The organism is Pantoea sp. VS1 (assembly GCF_002207995.1).
Taxonomy (GTDB): domain Bacteria; phylum Pseudomonadota; class Gammaproteobacteria; order Enterobacterales; family Enterobacteriaceae; genus Pantoea; species Pantoea dispersa.
Map to the genome: position 1 here is coordinate 59,619 of NZ_NHZE01000035.1, position 16,999 is coordinate 76,617.

5 protein-coding genes and 1 pseudogene are annotated in these 16,999 nt (G+C 58.2%); all 6 read left to right on the forward strand.

Annotation, left to right across the window (positions count from 1 at the left end; genetic code table 11):
- Positions 1–2: 2 nt before the first annotated feature.
- The 6 genes and pseudogenes from irp1 to CBW22_RS13580 all read left to right on the forward strand — a co-directional run bounded on the left by irp1 (position 3) and on the right by CBW22_RS13580 (position 16,863).
- Positions 3–9,497, forward strand: coding sequence for a yersiniabactin polyketide synthase HMWP1 (irp1, locus tag CBW22_RS13555; protein WP_088516945.1), 9,495 nt, complete (start codon positions 3–5; stop codon positions 9,495–9,497).
- Complete coding sequence (gene ybtU, locus CBW22_RS13560) at positions 9,494–10,594, forward strand: yersiniabactin biosynthesis oxidoreductase YbtU (protein WP_088516946.1); 1,101 nt, start codon at positions 9,494–9,496, stop codon at positions 10,592–10,594. The genes irp1 and ybtU overlap by 4 nt, the downstream gene beginning before the upstream one ends.
- Positions 10,591–11,394 carry a yersiniabactin biosynthesis thioesterase YbtT gene (gene ybtT / locus CBW22_RS13565; RefSeq protein ID WP_088516947.1) on the forward strand — a complete coding sequence of 268 codons (804 nt, stop codon included), beginning with the start codon at positions 10,591–10,593 and terminating at the stop codon, positions 11,392–11,394. Before ybtU ends, ybtT begins: the two co-directional genes overlap by 4 nt.
- A gap of 3 nt (positions 11,395–11,397) precedes the next feature.
- Positions 11,398–12,975, forward strand: coding sequence for a yersiniabactin biosynthesis salycil-AMP ligase YbtE (gene ybtE / locus CBW22_RS13570; protein ID WP_088516948.1), 1,578 nt, complete (start codon positions 11,398–11,400; stop codon positions 12,973–12,975).
- 130 nt (positions 12,976–13,105) lie between these two features.
- Positions 13,106–15,127: a siderophore yersiniabactin receptor FyuA gene (gene fyuA, locus CBW22_RS13575; RefSeq protein WP_088516949.1), complete on the forward strand. Its 2,022-nt coding sequence runs from the start codon at positions 13,106–13,108 to the stop codon at positions 15,125–15,127.
- Positions 15,128–15,613: 486 nt separating this feature from the next.
- Positions 15,614–16,863 (forward strand): annotated as a pseudogene (locus CBW22_RS13580) (tyrosine-type recombinase/integrase).
- The last annotated feature ends 136 nt before the right edge of the window (positions 16,864–16,999 follow it).

The window sequence follows — 16,999 nt, forward strand, 5'->3', positions numbered from 1 at the left end:
TTATGGATAACTTGCGCTTCTCTTCTGCGCCGACAGCAGATTCCATTGATGCATCGATCGCTCAACACTACCCGGACTGCGAACCTGTCGCGGTTATCGGTTACGCCTGCCATTTTCCTGAATCGCCGGATGGCGAAACGTTCTGGCAAAACCTGCTGGAAGGTCGTGAATGCAGCCGACGCTTTACGCGCGAAGAGCTTCTGGCCGTCGGTCTGGATGCCGCCATCATTGACGATCCTCATTATGTCAATATCGGTACGGTGTTAGACAACGCCGACTGCTTCGACGCCACCCTGTTTGGCTATTCGCGACAGGAAGCGGAGTCGATGGACCCGCAGCAGCGCCTGTTTTTGCAGGCGGTCTGGCATGCGCTGGAACATGCCGGTTATGCCCCCGGCGCCGTCCCCCATAAGACCGGCGTTTTCGCCTCTTCCCGGATGAGTACCTACCCCGGTCGCGAAGCATTGAACGTGACAGAAGTCGCGCAGGTAAAGGGTCTGCAATCTCTGATGGGCAATGATAAAGACTATATTGCCACCCGCGCCGCGTACAAACTCAACCTGCACGGCCCGGCGTTATCGGTACAGACCGCCTGCTCCAGTTCGCTGGTTGCCGTGCATCTGGCCTGTGAAAGCCTGCGCGCAGGCGAATCCGATATGGCGGTTGCCGGCGGCGTGGCGCTCTCTTTCCCTCAGCAGGCGGGCTACCGCTACCAGCCCGGAATGATTTTCTCTCCCGATGGTCACTGTCGTCCTTTTGACGCCTCGGCTGAGGGCACCTGGGCCGGTAACGGTCTCGGCTGCGTGGTGCTGCGTCGCCTAAGAGACGCGCTGCTGTCAGGCGATCCGATTATCTCGGTGATCCTCTCCAGCGCGGTCAACAACGACGGCAACAGAAAGGTCGGCTATACCGCCCCTTCCGTCGCAGGGCAACAGGCGGTCATCGAAGAGGCGTTAATGCTGGCGGCCATCGACGACAGGCAGGTAGGTTACATTGAAACCCACGGCACCGGCACACCGCTGGGCGACGCGATTGAAATTGAAGCGTTACGCAACGTCTATGCGCCTCGCCCGCAGGATCAGCGCTGTGCGCTCGGTTCCGTGAAAAGTAATATGGGCCATCTGGATACCGCGGCGGGCATTGCCGGACTGCTGAAAACCGTTCTGGCAGTCAGCCGCGGGCAAATTCCACCCTTACTGAATTTTCACACCCCCAACCCGGCGCTGAAGCTTGAAGAGAGTCCCTTTACCATACCGGTGTCGGCGCAGGCGTGGCAGGACGAAATGCGCTATGCGGGCGTCTCCTCCTTTGGTATTGGCGGCACCAACTGCCATATGATCGTCGCCTCGCTGCCCGACGCGCTCAACGCGCGCCTCCCCAATACGGATAGCGGCAGAAAAAGTACCGCGCTGCTGCTCAGCGCCGCCAGCGACAGCGCGTTGCGGCGGCTGGCGACGGATTATGCCAGGGCGCTGAGGGAGAATGCGGATGCCAGCTCTCTGGCCTTCACAGCTCTGCACGCGCGCCGTCTCGATCTTCCCTTCCGCCTGGCGGCGCCATTAAACCGTGAAACCGCCGCTGCGCTCAGCGCCTGGGCCGGTGAGAAATCGGGGGCGCTGGTTTACAGCGGCCACGGCGCCAGCGGCAAGCAGGTGTGGCTGTTTACCGGCCAAGGCTCGCACTGGCGCACTATGGGTCAGACAATGTACCAGCACTCAACGGCGTTTGCCGACACGCTGGATCGCTGTTTTTCCGCCTGTAGCGAAATGCTCACGCCGTCACTGCGCGAAGCGATGTTTAACCCCGACTCGGCGCTGCTGGACAATATGGCCTGGGCGCAACCGTCGATTGTCGCGTTTGAAATCGCGATGGCGGCGCACTGGCGCGCTGAAGGACTGAAGCCAGACTTCGCCATTGGGCATTCCGTCGGTGAATTTGCCGCTGCCGTCGTCTGCGGACACTATACGATTGAACAGGTCATGCCACTGGTTTGTCGGCGCGGCGCACTAATGCAGCAGTGCGCAAGCGGCGCGATGGTGGCGGTATTTGCAGACGAAGACACGCTGATGCCGCTGGCTCGCCAGTTTGAGCTGGATCTCGCCGCCAACAACGGTACGCAACATACGGTATTTTCCGGGCCGGAAGCCCACCTCGCGGTATTTTGCGCCACGCTCTCGCAGCATGACATTAACTATCGTCGCCTGAGCGTAACCGGCGCGGCGCACTCCGCTTTACTGGAGCCGATACTCGATCGGTTCCAGGACGCCTGCGCGGGGCTGCACGCGGAGCCGGGGCAAATACCGCTTATTTCCACGCTCACCGCCGACGTCATTGATGAGTCAACGCTCAACCAGGCGGATTACTGGCGCCGACACATGCGCCAGCCGGTGCGTTTTATCCAGAGTATTCAGGTGGCGCATCAGCTCGGCGCCCGCGTTTTTCTTGAGATGGGGCCCGATGCCCAGTTGGTTGCTTCCGGGCAACGCGAATACCGCGATAACGCATACTGGATAGCCAGCGCCCGGCGTAACAAAGAGTCGAGCGATGTCCTCAATCAGGCCCTGCTCCAGCTTTACGCTGCCGGCGTCGCCCAACCGTGGGCCGACCTGCTGGCGGGCGATGGACAACGTATCGCTGCGCCATGTTATCCGTTTGATACTGAGCGTTACTGGAAAGAGCGCGTCTCCCCGGCCTGCGAGCCTGCCGACGCAGCGCTGTCTGCCGGGCTGGAGGTGGCGAGTCGCGCCGCGACAGCGCTCGATCTCCCTCGCCTGGAAGCGCTTAAACAGTGCGCCACGCGACTGCACGCCATCTACGTCGATCAACTGGTACAACGCTGTACCGGCGATGCCATTGAAAACGGCGTGGACGCCATGACCATCATGCGCCGTGGACGTCTGCTACCCCGCTACCAGCAGTTACTCCAGCGCCTGCTGAATAACTGCGTGGTCGACGGCGATTACCGCTGCACCGACGGGCGATACGCTCGCGCCCGCCCCATTGAACATCAACAGCGGGAATCGCTGCTGACGGAACTTGCCGGTTATTGTGAAGGTTTTCAGGCTATTCCCGACACCATCGCCCGTGCCGGCGATCGGTTATATGACATGATGAGCGGCGCGGAAGAACCGGTGGCGATTATCTTCCCGCAAAGCGCCTCCGACGGCGTGGAGGTGTTGTATCAGGAATTCAGCTTTGGCCGCTATTTCAACCAAATCGCCGCCGGGGTATTACGCGGCATTGTCCAGACGCGTCAGCCCCGCCAGCCGTTGCGTATTCTTGAAGTTGGCGGCGGAACCGGCGGCACCACCGCGTGGCTGCTGCCGGAACTTAACGGCGTTCCGGCACTGGAGTACCATTTCACCGATATCTCGGCGCTGTTCACCCGCCGCGCCCAGCAGAAATTCGCCGACTATGATTTTGTGAAGTATAGCGAGCTGGATCTCGAAAAAGAGGCGCAGTCTCAGGGCTTCCAGGCACAGTCTTACGATCTCATTGTGGCGGCGAACGTGATTCACGCCACCCGTCATATTGGCCGCACGCTCGATAATCTGCGCCCCCTGCTCAAGCCGGACGGGCGCCTGCTGATGCGCGAAATCACCCAGCCAATGCGTCTGTTTGACTTCGTTTTCGGCCCGCTGGTTCTTCCGCTACAGGATCTCGACGCCCGCGAAGGTGAGTTATTCCTCACCACCGCTCAGTGGCAACAACAGTGCCGCCACGCCGGATTCAGCAAAGTGGCGTGGCTACCGCAGGATGGCAGCCCGACCGCGGGAATGAGCGAACATATCATTCTCGCCACGCTGCCCGGTCAGGCGGTTAGCGCCGTAACATTCACCGCGCCATCAGAACCCGTGTTGGGACAGGCGCTGACGGATAACGGTGATTATCTCGCCGACTGGTCTGATTGCGCAGGTCAGACTGAACGGTTTAACGCCCGCTGGCAGGAGGCCTGGCGTCTGCTCTCACAGCGTCATGGCGACGCTCTGCCTGTGGAACCGCCCCTCGCCGCCGCCCCGGAGTGGCTGGGGGAGGTTCGCTTAAGCTGGCAAAACGAAGCCTTTTCCCGCGGTCAGATGCGCGTTGAAGCCCGTCATCCTGCTGGCGAGTGGCTGCCGCTATCGCCCACCACGTCTCTTCCTGCGCCGCAGACGCATTATCAATGGCGCTGGACGCCCCTCAACGTCGCCAGCGTTGACCATCCGCTTACCTTTAGCTTCAGCGCCGGTACGCTTGCGCGCAGCGACGAGCTGGCGCAATACGGCATCATTCACGATCCGCACGCCTCTTCGCGACTGATGATTGTTGAGGAGAGCGAGGATACGCTGGCCTTAGCGGAGAAAGTGATAGCAGCGCTCACCGCCAGCGCAGCCGGATTGATTGTGGTCACTCGCCGCGCGTGGCGAGTCGAGGACAATGAGGCACTTTCTGCGTCCCATCACGCGCTATGGGCCTTGCTTCGCGTAGCGGCCAACGAACAGCCGGAACGGTTGATTGCCGCCATCGATCTCGCCGAAAATACCCCGTGGGAAACGCTGCATCAAGGGTTGAGCGCAGTCTCACTATCACAGCGCTGGCTTGCCGCGCGGGGTGACACCCTCTGGCTCCCTTCACTGGCGCCCAATACGGGATGCACCGCCGAATTACCGGCAAACGTGTTTACCGGCGATAATCGCTGGCATCTGGTGACCGGAGCGTTTGGCGGATTAGGCCGCCTTGCCGTGAACTGGCTCAGAGAAAAAGGGGCGCGACGCATCGCCCTGCTGGCGCCGCGCGTGGATGAGTCATGGCTACGCGACGTGGAGGGCGGGCAGACGCGCGTCTACCGTTGTGATGTGGGCGATGCCGGGCAACTGGCCACGGTTCTTGACGATCTGGCGGCCAACGGCGGCATTGCCGGGGCGATTCATGCCGCTGGCGTATTGGCTGACGCGCCCTTGCAGGAGCTTGATGACCACCAGCTGGCCGCCGTTTTCGCGGTAAAAGCGCAGGCGGCAAACCAACTGTTGCAAACCCTGCGCAACCACGACGGACGCTATCTTATTCTCTACTCTTCCGCTGCCGCCACCCTCGGCGCGCCGGGTCAGAGCGCCCATGCGCTGGCCTGCGGCTATCTGGACGGGCTGGCCCAGCAGTTTTCCACCCTTGATGCGCCGAAAACGCTCTCTGTCGCCTGGGGCGCATGGGGAGAAAGCGGTCGGGCGGCCACGCCGGAAATGCTGGCGACGCTCGCCAGCCGTGGTATGGGCGCGTTAAGCGATGCCGAAGGCTGCTGGCACCTGGAACAGGCGGTGATGCGCGGTGCCCCGTGGCGACTGGCGATGCGCGTTTTTACCGACAAAATGCCCCCGTTACAACAGGCTCTGTTTAACATCAGCGCCACAGAAAAAGCCGCAACGCCTGTCATTCCTCCTGCTGATGACAATGCCTTTAACGGCAGCCTGAGCGATGAAACGGCGGTGATGGCATGGCTGAAAAAGCGGATTGCGGTTCAGCTAAGGCTGAGCGATCCGGCGTCACTGCGCCCAAACCAGGATCTGTTGCAACTCGGCATGGACTCGCTGCTCTTCCTTGAACTCAGTAGCGATATTCAGCACTACCTGGGCGTACGCATCAATGCGGAACGGGCGTGGCAGGATCTGTCTCCTCATGGACTCACGCAGCTTATCTGTTCTAGGCCAGAGACGACGCCTGCCGCTTCACAGCCGGCAATGTTGCAGCACGACGCCGACGAGCGTTATGCGCCCTTCCCTTTGACGCCCATTCAGCACGCCTACTGGCTGGGGCGAACCCACCTCATTGGCTATGGCGGCGTCGCCTGTCACGTCCTGTTTGAGTGGGATAAACGCCACGATGAGTTCGATCTCGCCATACTGGAGAAAGCATGGAACCAGCTCATCGCACGCCACGATATGTTGCGCATGGTGGTTGATGCCGACGGGCAGCAGCGAGTCCTGGCGACAACGCCGGAGTATCACATCCAGCGTAACGATCTGCGCGCGCTTTCCCCGGAAGAACAGCGTATAGCGCTGGAAAAACGGCGGCATGAACTGAGCTATCGCGTTTTGCCTGCCGACCAGTGGCCTCTCTTTGAGCTGGTGGTCAGCGAAATCGACGATTGCCATTACCGCCTGCACATGAACCTCGACCTTTTGCAGTTCGATGTGCAGAGTTTTAAAGTCATGATGGACGATCTGGCGCAAGTCTGGCGCGGCGAAACGCTGGCACCGCTCGCTATTACCTTCCGTGATTATGTGATGGCTGAGCAGGCGCGCCGACAGACATCGGCATGGCACGATGCCTGGGATTACTGGCAGGAAAAACTGCCGCAACTGCCCTTAGCGCCAGAGCTGCCGGTGGTTGAGACGCCCCCGGAAATGCCACACTTCACCACCTTCAAATCGACGATCGGCAAGACAGAATGGCAGACCGTGAAACAGCGCTGGCAGCAGCAAGGCGTCACACCGTCTGCCGCGCTGCTCACGCTGTTTGCCGCCACCCTTGAGCGCTGGAGCCGCACCACGGCATTTACGCTGAACCTGACGTTCTTCAATCGCCAGCCGATCCATCCGCAAATCAACCAGTTGATTGGTGATTTTACCTCCGTCACGCTGGTTGATTTTAACTTCTCAACGCCGGTGACGTTGCAAGAGCAGATGCAACAGACCCAACAGCGCCTCTGGCAAAACATGGCGCACAGTGAAATGAACGGTGTTGAGGTGATCCGTGAGTTGGGCCGCCTGCGCGGATCACAACGTCAACCGCTGATGCCGGTGGTGTTTACCAGTATGCTGGGGATGACGCTGGAAGGCATGACTATCGATCAGGCGATGAGCCATCTGTTCGGCGAACCCTGCTATGTGTTCACGCAAACGCCGCAGGTCTGGCTGGATCATCAGGTCATGGAGAGCGACGGCGAGTTGATGTTTAGCTGGTACTGCATGGACAACGTGCTGGAACCCGGCGCTGCCGAGGCGATGTTTAATGACTACTGCGCCATCCTGCAAGCCGTCATTGCTGACTCTGAAAGCCTGAAGACTCTCGCCAGCGGCATCGCCGGGCACATTCCCCGCCGACGCTGGCCGCTGAACGCGCAGGCGGACTACGACCTGCGAGATATTGAGCAGGCGACGCTCGAATACCCCGGCATCCGACAGGCCAGAGCGGAAATAACCGAACAGGGTGCGTTGACGCTGGATATCGTAATGGCCGACGATCCGTCGCCATCAGCGGCGACGCCTGATGAGCACGAACTCACCCAACTGGCGCTGCCGTTGCCTGAGCAGGCGCAGCTTGATGAGCTGGAGGCGACCTGGCGCTGGTTGGAGGCGCGTGCGCTACAGGGGATCGCGGCTACGCTAAATCGTCACGGCCTGTTTACCACGCCGGAGATCGCCCATCGCTTTAGCGCAATAGTACTACAGGCGCTGTCCGCGCAAGCGTCTCACCAGCGTCTGCTGCGCCAGTGGCTACAGTGTCTGACGGAAAGAGAGTGGTTAATCCGCGAGGGTGAAAGCTGGCGCTGCCGCGTTCCGCTCAGCGAGATTCCTGAGCCTCAGGAAGCGTGCCCGCCAAGCCAATGGAGCCAGGCGCTGGCGCAGTATCTGGAAACCTGCATCGCCCGGCACGACGCCCTCTTCTCCGGGCAGTGTTCTCCGCTGGAATTGCTGTTCAACGAGCAGCATCGCGTTACCGACGCGCTGTATCGCGACAACCCAGCCAGCGCCTGTCTGAATCGCTATACCGCGCAGATTGCCGCCTTGTGCGGCGCAGAATGGATTCTGGAGGTTGGCGCCGGAACCGCAGCCACTACCGCGCCGGTGCTGAAGGCCACGCGGAACACGCGGCAGTCGTACCACTTCACGGACGTCTCCGCGCAGTTCCTCAATGACGCCAGAGCCCGTTTCCATGATGAATCGCGGGTTTCTTATGCCTTGTTCGACATCAACCAGCCGCTGGATTTCACCTCCCACCCGGAAGCGGGTTACGACCTGATCGTTGCCGTCAATGTGCTCCACGACGCCAGCCATGTCGTCCAGACGTTGCGCAGATTAAAACTGTTGCTGAAAGCCGGCGGACGTTTGCTGATCGTTGAAGCGACGGAGCGAAACAGCGTATTCCAGCTGGCGAGCGTGGGCTTTGTTGAGGGATTAAGCGGATACCGCGATTTCCGCCGCCGGGATGAGAAACCGATGCTCACCCGCTCCGCATGGCAGGAAGTTCTCGTTCAGGCCGGGTTTGCAAATGAGCTGGCGTGGCCCGCGCAGGAATCGTCGCCGCTGCGCCAGCATCTGCTGGTGGCGCGTTCGCCTGGCGTAAATCGCCCGGATAAAGAAGCCGTGAGCCGCTATTTACAGCAGCGCTTTGGCACCGGTCTGCCCGTTTTACAGATCCGGCAAAGAGAAGCGTTATTTACGCCGCTGCATGCCCCGTCTGATGCGCTGATTGAGCCAGCCAAAACCACGCCAGTTGCCGGGGGGAATCCGGCGCTGGAAAAACAGGTGGCTGAACTCTGGCAATCGCTGCTGTCTCGCCCCGTGGCAAGGCATCACGACTTTTTCGAACTGGGCGGCGACAGCCTGATGGCGACAAGGATGGTCGCGCAGCTAAACCGGAGAGGGATTGCCAGGGCTAACCTTCAGGATCTGTTCAGCCATTCGACGCTGAGCGACTTCTGCGCCCATCTACAGGCGGCTACGTCAGGAGAGGACAACCCGATACCCCTTTGCCAGGGCGACGGCGACGAAACCCTGTTCGTCTTCCACGCTTCGGACGGCGATATCAGCGCCTGGCTGCCGCTCGCCAGCGCGCTGAACAGGCGCGTTTTCGGCCTGCAAGAAAAATCGCCGCAGCGCTTTGCCACGCTCGACCAGATGATCGATGAGTATGTCGGGTGCATCCGTCGTCAGCAGCCTCACGGCCCTTATGTGCTGGCAGGTTGGTCGTATGGCGCGTTTCTTGCGGCGGGCACCGCACAGCGCCTGTACGCCAAAGGCGAGCAGGTTCGGATAGTGTTAATCGATCCCGTGTGCCGACAGGATTTCTGTTGCGAAAACCGGGCGGCCCTGCTGCGCCTGTTAGCCGAAGGACAAACGCCTCTGGCGCTGCCCGAACATTTCGACCAGCAGACGCCCGACAGCCAGCTTGCCGACTTTATCAGCCTCGCTAAAACGGCCGGTATGGTGTCGCAAAACCTGACGCTGCAAGCGGCAGAAACGTGGCTCGATAACATCGCGCATCTGCTGCGTTTACTGACTGAGCATACGCCGGGCGAAAGCGTTCCGGTCCCCTGTCTCATGGTGTATGCCGCCGGGAGACCCGCGCGCTGGACGCCAGCAGAAACTGAGTGGCAGGGCTGGATAAACAACGCCGACGACGCTGTGATTGAAGCCAGCCACTGGCAAATCATGATGGAAGCCCCCCACGTTCAGGCTTGTGCGCAACACATTACGCGCTGGCTTTGCGCAACCTCAACGCAACCGGAGAACACGTTATGATGCCGTCCGCCTCCCCAAAACAACGCGTACTGATTGTGGGCGCCAAATTTGGCGAAATGTACCTGAATGCCTTTATGCAGCCCCCGGAGGGGCTGGAACTGGTCGGCCTGCTGGCGCAGGGAAGCGCCCGCTCAAGAGAGTTGGCCCATGCGTTTGGCATTCCGCTGTATACCTCGCCGGAACAGATAACCAGGATGCCGGATATCGCCTGTATAGTCGTGCGTTCGACCGTCGCCGGAGGAACCGGTACGCAGCTTGCCAGACACTTTCTGGCGCGCGGCGTACACGTCATTCAGGAGCATCCCCTCCACCCGGATGACCTCAGTTCCTTACAAACGCTGGCGCAGGAACAGGGCTGCTGCTATTGGGTAAACACATTTTATCCGCATACGCGCGCGGGACGCACATGGCTTCGCGATGCGCAGCATCTGCGTCGCTGTCTGGCTAAGACGCCGCAGGTGGTCCACGCCACCACCAGCCGACAGTTGCTCTACTCCACGCTGGATTTGTTGTTGCTGGCTCTGGGCGTTGATGCCGCCGCCGTGGAGTGCGACGTGGTTGGCAGCTTTAGCGATTTTCACTGCCTGAGACTCTTCTGGCCGGAGGGAGAAGCCTGTCTGCTGCTTCAGCGCTATCTCGATCCTGACGATCCAGATATGCATAGCCTTATCATGCACCACCTGCTGCTGGGCTGGCCGGAAGGTCATCTTTCGCTGGAGGCGAGCTACGGCCCCGTCATCTGGTCATCCAGCCTGTTTGTCGCAGACCATCAGGAGAACGCCCACAGTCTCTACCGCAGACCGGAGATCCTGCGCGATCCGCCGGGTCTGACGCGCAGCGCGGCGCCTCTGAGCTGGCGCGACTGCTGCGAAACCGTCGGGCCGGAGGGCGTCAGCTGGTTACTACACCAGTTGCGCAGCCTTCTGGCGGGCGAACATCCACCAGCGGCCTGCCAAAACGTACATCAGATCGCGTTATCACGTTTATGGCAGCAGATTTTACGTAAGACCGGCAATGCGGAGATCAGACGCCTGACGCCGCCGTACCACGACCGGTTAGCCGGTTTCTACAACGATGATGATAAGGAGGCGCTGTGACGCAATCTGCAATGTGCATCCCGCTGTGGCCTGCCCGGAGCGGCAATACTGCGCATCTGGTCATGTGCCCTTTCGCTGGCGGCAGCAGTAGCGCGTTTCGCCACTGGCAAGCTGAGCAACTGGCTGATTGCGCGCTTTCTCTGGTGACCTGGCCGGGGCGCGATCGCCTTCGCCATCTGGAACCGCTCAGAAGCATTACGCAACTGGCGGCACTGCTGGCGAACGAGCTGGAAGCATCCGTATCGCCTGACACGCCGCTTTTACTCGCCGGGCACAGCATGGGGGCGCAGGTGGCGTTTGAAACCTGCCGACTTCTGGAGCAACGGGGGCTTGCGCCACAAGGACTGATTATTTCCGGATGCCATGCCCCGCATCTGCATTCTGAACGCCAGCTCAGCCATCGCGATGATGCCGACTTTATCGCTGAACTGATAGACATTGGCGGATGTTCTCCTGAACTGCGGGAAAACCAGGAATTAATGTCGCTGTTTCTTCCTCTTCTGCGCGCTGATTTTTACGCCACCGAGAGCTATCACTACGATTCGCCCGACGTTTGTCCGCCGCTGCGCACGCCTGCGCTGTTATTGTGCGGCAGCCACGATCGCGAAGCCTCCTGGCAGCAGGTCGATGCCTGGCGCCAGTGGCTGAGCCACGTTACAGACCCGGTGGTGATTGACGGCGATCATTTCTACCCCATTCAACAAGCCCGGTCCTTTTTTACGCAGATTGTCCGCCATTTTCCCCATGCATTTTCTGCAATGACCGCTTTGCAAAAACAACCCAGCACTTCAGAAAGGTGACGCATGAATTCTTCCTTTGAATCTCTGATTGAGCAGTATCCCTTACCCATTGCCGAACAGTTGCGCCACTGGGCGGCCCGTTATGCCTCGCGAATTGCCGTCGTTGATGCAAAGGGGTCGTTAACCTACAGCGCGCTTGATGCACAAGTTGACGAACTTGCCGCGGGTCTGTCATCACTGGGTTTGCGTTCGGGGGAACATGTGATTGTCCAGCTTCCCAACGACAACGCGTTTGTTACCCTGCTGTTCGCCTTGTTAAGACTGGGCGTTATACCCGTGCTGGCGATGCCCTCGCAACGGGCGCTGGATATCGACGCGCTGATTGAGCTGGCGCAACCCGTCGCTTACGTTATTCACGGGGAAAACCACGCAGAGCTGGCCCGACAGATGGCGCACAAACACGCCTGCTTGCGTCATGTTCTGGTCGCTGGAGAGACCGTGAGCGACGATTTTACGCCGCTCTTCTCCCTTCACGGTGAGCGACAGGCATGGCCGCAGCCTGATGTTTCCGCCACCGCGTTGTTGTTGCTCTCAGGCGGCACAACCGGCACGCCCAAACTCATCCCGCGCCGACATGCCGACTATAGCTATAACTTCAGCGCTTCCGCTGAACTGTTCGGCATCAGCCAACAGAGCGTGTATCTCGCCGTCCTCCCGGTGGCGCATAACTTTCCGCTGGCCTGCCCCGGCATTCTGGGAACGCTTGCCTGCGGCGGAAAAGTGGTGCTGACCGACAGCGCCAGCTGTGATGAGGTGATGCCTTTAATCGCGCAGGAAGGCGTGACTCACGTCGCCCTGGTTCCGGCGCTGGCGCAATTATGGGTGCAGGCCAGGGAGTGGGAAGACAGCGACCTTTCGTCGCTGCGCGTCATCCAGGCAGGCGGCGCCCGGCTCGACCCGACGCTTGCTGAGCAGGTTATCGCCACCTTTGACTGTACCCTGCAACAGGTTTTCGGTATGGCGGAAGGCCTGCTCTGTTTTACCCGGCTGGACGATCCGCATGCCACCATTCTCCACAGCCAGGGGCGCCCGTTGTCCCCTCTGGATGAAATCCGCATCGTTGATCAAGACGAGAACGACGTCGTACCGGGCGAAACCGGGCAATTGTTAACGCGCGGCCCTTATACCATTTCGGGCTATTACCGCGCCCCTGCTCATAACGCGCAGGCCTTTACTGCGCAAGGGTTTTACCGCACTGGCGATAATGTCAGGCTGGATGAGGCGGGGAACCTGCACGTTGAGGGGCGCATAAAAGAGCAGATCAACCGCGCCGGAGAAAAAATAGCTGCGGCTGAAGTGGAATCGGCACTGATGCGTTTAGCGGAAGTGCAAGATTGCGCAGTGGTCGCCGCACCGGACACGCTGCTTGGCGAGCGGATCTGCGCGTTTATAATTGCGCAGCAGGTGCCAACTGACTATCAGCAGTTGCGTCAACAACTGACCCGTATGGGGCTCAGCGCGTGGAAAATTCCTGACCAAATCGAATTTCTGGACCACTGGCCGCTCACCGCCGTCGGCAAGATAGACAAAAAACGCCTGACGGCTCTCGCCGTCGACCGTTATCGCCATTCAGCCCAATAAGCGCAAACCGACCCGAAACAGGTTGAAATAAACCCGTTTCGGGTAGCACCATTATTAAAAATAGTTATCATTTTCAATTCACCATTGTCGGTATTTTTGGCGTTTCGCCGTCTTACAGGGACTCACAACAATGAAAATGACACGGCTTTATCCTCTGGCCTTGGGGGGATTATTGCTCCCCGCCATTGCTAATGCCCAGACTTCACAGCAAGACGAAAGCACGCTGGTTGTTACCGCCAGTAAACAATCTTCCCGCTCGGCATCAGCCAACAATGTCTCGTCTAGCGTTGTCAGCGCGCCGGAATTAAGCGACGCCGGCGTTACCGCCAGCGACAAACTCCCCAGAGTGTTGCCCGGGCTTAATATTGAAAATAGCGGAAACATGCTTTTTTCGACGATCTCGCTACGCGGCGTCTCTTCGGCGCAGGACTTCTATAACCCCGCCGTCACACTGTATGTCGATGGCGTCCCTCAGCTTTCCACCAACACCATCCAGGCGCTTACCGATGTGCAAAGCGTGGAGTTGCTGCGAGGCCCACAGGGAACGTTATATGGCAAAAGCGCTCAGGGCGGGATCATCAACATCGTCACCCAGCAGCCGGCCAGCACGCCGCGTGGCTATATTGAAGGCGGCGTCAGCAGTCGCGACAGTTATCGAAGTAAGTTCAACCTGAGCGGCCCCATTCAGGATGGCCTGCTGTACGGCAGCGTCACCTTGTTACGCCAGGTTGATGACGGCGACATGATTAACCCCGCGACGGGAAGCGATGATTTAGGCGGCACCCGCGCCAGCATAGGGAATGTGAAACTGCGTCTGGCGCCGGACGATCAGCCCTGGGAAATGGGCTTTGCTGCCTCACGCGAATGTACCCGCGCCACCCAGGACGCCTATGTGGGATGGAATGATATTAAGGGCCGTAAGCTGTCGATCAGCGATGGTTCACCAGACCCGTACATACGGCGCTGCACTGACAGCCAGACCCTGAGTGGGAAATACACCACTGATGACTGGGTTTTCAACCTGATCAGCGCCTGGCAGCAGCAGCATTATTCGCGCACCTTCCCTTCCGGTTCGTTAATCGTCAATATGCCTCAGCGCTGGAATCAGGATGTGCAGGAACTGCGCGCCGCAACCCTGGGCGATGCGCGTACCGTTGATATGGTGTTTGGGCTGTACCGGCAGAACACCCGCGAGAAGTTAAATTCAGCCTACGACATGCCGACAATGCCTTATTTAAGCAGTACCGGCTATACCACCGCTGAAACGCTGGCCGCATACAGTGACCTGACCTGGCATTTAACCGATCGTTTTGATATCGGCGGCGGCGTGCGCTTCTCGCATGATAAATCCAGTACACAATATCACGGCAGCATGCTCGGCAACCCGTTTGGCGACCAGGGTAAGAGCAATGACGATCAGGTGCTCGGGCAGCTATCCGCAGGCTATATGCTGACCGACGACTGGAGAGTGTATACCCGTATAGCTCAGGGATATAAACCTTCCGGGTACAACATCGTGCCTACTGCGGGTCTTGATGCCAAACCGTTCGTCGCCGAGAAATCCATCAACTATGAACTTGGCACTCGCTACGAAACCGCTGACGTCACGCTGCAAGCCGCGACGTTTTATACCCACACCAAAGACATGCAGCTTTACTCTGGCCCGGTCGGGATGCAGACATTAAGCAATGCGGGTAAAGCCGACGCCACCGGCGTTGAGCTTGAAGCGAAATGGCGGTTTGCGCCAGGCTGGTCATGGGATATCAATGGCAACGTGATCCGTTCCGAATTCACCAATGACAGTGAGTTGTATCACGGCAACCGGGTGCCGTTCGTACCACGTTATGGCGCGGGAAGCAGCGTGAACGGCGTGATTGATACGCGCTATGGCGCACTGATGCCCCGACTGGCGGTTAATCTGGTCGGGCCGCATTATTTCGATGGCGACAACCAGTTGCGGCAAGGCACCTATGCCACCCTGGACAGCAGCCTGGGCTGGCAGGCGACTGAACGGATGAACATTTCCGTCTATGTCGATAACCTGTTCGACCGTCGTTACCGTACCTATGGCTACATGAACGGCAGCAGCGCCGTCGCGCAGGTCAATATGGGTCGCACCGTCGGTATCAATACGCGAATTGATTTCTTCTAAGAATTTATAGAGGGATGCGGTGACAGCATCCCTACCAATTTTCATTTGAAATTGACAAAAATCTTTCTTTTCTCGACAACAAGATCTAATAGGAATGATTTATGTATACTGATATTATACTTTCCCAATCATTCCCCTTACAGAACAGGCTATCGCCAGTGTATATTCCGATGAATCCTACCACTGATTCCAACTCTCAGTAACATTACTTTTGACGGGCTTTGTTGAATAAATCAGATTTCAAGTGAGTCTTTTTGTATCCGGTTGGGTTTTAGGCAATTCGCACGCTTTCTGGCATGTCATCCTGTTCAGTCAGAGGAGCCAATTTCCTGTTTTCATGCATCCTTGCGAATCCTCATCTGGTGTTGATTCAACAGGTTAGTGTGGAAACTCTTCCCAACGTATTTTGATTTTACCCTCCGCATCGGGAAAAATTGGTGGTCAAATCTGGGGGCAGGTTAGTTCGATGACGGAGTGCCCCCCCAAATGTCCCTTAACGACTCAAAAATCCGCAAGTTAAAGCCATCCGCAAAACCCTTCAAAGTTTCTGACTCTCACGGTCTGTACCTTCTTATCAAACCAGGCGGTTCACGGCACTGGTATCTCAAATATCGTATAAACGGCAAAGAATCCCGCATTGCACTGGGTGCCTATCCTGCCGTTTCCCTGTCTGATGCCCGCCAGCAGCGCGAAGGTATCCGTAAGATGCTGGCGCTGAACATCAACCCGGCACAGCAGAGGGCAGTTGAACGCGGAGCCTACACATCGGAGAAAGTATTTAAAATCGTGGCACTGGCGTGGCATAAAAGTAATAAAAAATGGTCGCAGAACACCGCTGACCACCTGCTTGCCAGCCTGAACAATCATATATTTCCGGTTATCGGTCACCTGTCATTCTCAGAGCTTAAACCCCGGCATTTCATTGACCTGCTGAAAAGCATTGAGGAAAAAGGCCTGCTGGAAGTCGCGTCCCGCACGCGGCAGCACCTCAGCAACATAATGCGTTATGCGGTTCATCAGGGATTAATCGATAACAACCCGGCGGCAAATCTTGATGGCGTGACGGCTCCCCCCATGAGACACCACTATCCCGCCCTGCCGCTGGAGCGGCTGCATGAACTGCTTGAACGCATTGAGGCATATCATCAGGGGCGGGAACTGACCCGGCTTGCCGTCCTGCTGACGCTGCACGTGTTCATCCGTTCCAGTGAACTGCGTTTTGCACGCTGGTCAGAGATTGATTTCAGGAACCGGGTCTGGACAATTCCTGCCACTCGCGAGGTCATTGCTGGTGTGCGTTATTCTGGGCGCGGTGCCAAAATGCGCACGGCTCATATCGTGCCCCTCTCAGAACAGGCCATCGCCATTCTGAAACGGATTAAGGATATCTCCAGTGATGGTGAACTGGTCTTCCCCGGCGACCACAACCCATATAAACCGATGTGCGAAAACACGGTGAACAAGGCACTGCGCCTGATGGGATACGACACTAAAAGGATATCTGCGGTCACGGCTTCCGGGCAATGGCATGCTGCGCCCTGATGGAGTCCGGTTTGTGGTCGCAGGATGCAGTGGAGCGCCAGATGAGCCATCAGGAGCGCAACAGCGTGCGGGCGGCTTACATACATAAAGCGGAATACCTTGATGCTCGAAATGCGATGATGCAATGGTGGTCGGATTATCTTGCAATTAATCGGAAGGTTTTTATTTCACCATATCTTTTTGGAAAAAATTAAAATATTCATAATATCTTAGCTTTAAAGCACGGCCCATTATCGTATTAATCATGGGCCTTTTTTATACTGCCATGCCGCAATCTCCCCCCTCAAGCTTACTCGGTAATTATTTAAGTAAGTAGATGATCTTTAATGG

Excerpts from the sequence above, each read along its gene's own strand:
- irp1 (WP_088516945.1), top strand. The coding sequence starts at position 3 with ATGGATAACTTGCGCTTCTCTTCTGCGCCGACAGCAGATTCCATTGAT.
- ybtU (WP_088516946.1), top strand. The coding sequence starts at position 9,494 with ATGATGCCGTCCGCCTCCCCAAAACAACGCGTACTGATTGTGGGCGCC.
- ybtE (WP_088516948.1), top strand. The coding sequence starts at position 11,398 with ATGAATTCTTCCTTTGAATCTCTGATTGAGCAGTATCCCTTACCCATT.
- fyuA (WP_088516949.1), top strand. The coding sequence starts at position 13,106 with ATGAAAATGACACGGCTTTATCCTCTGGCCTTGGGGGGATTATTGCTC.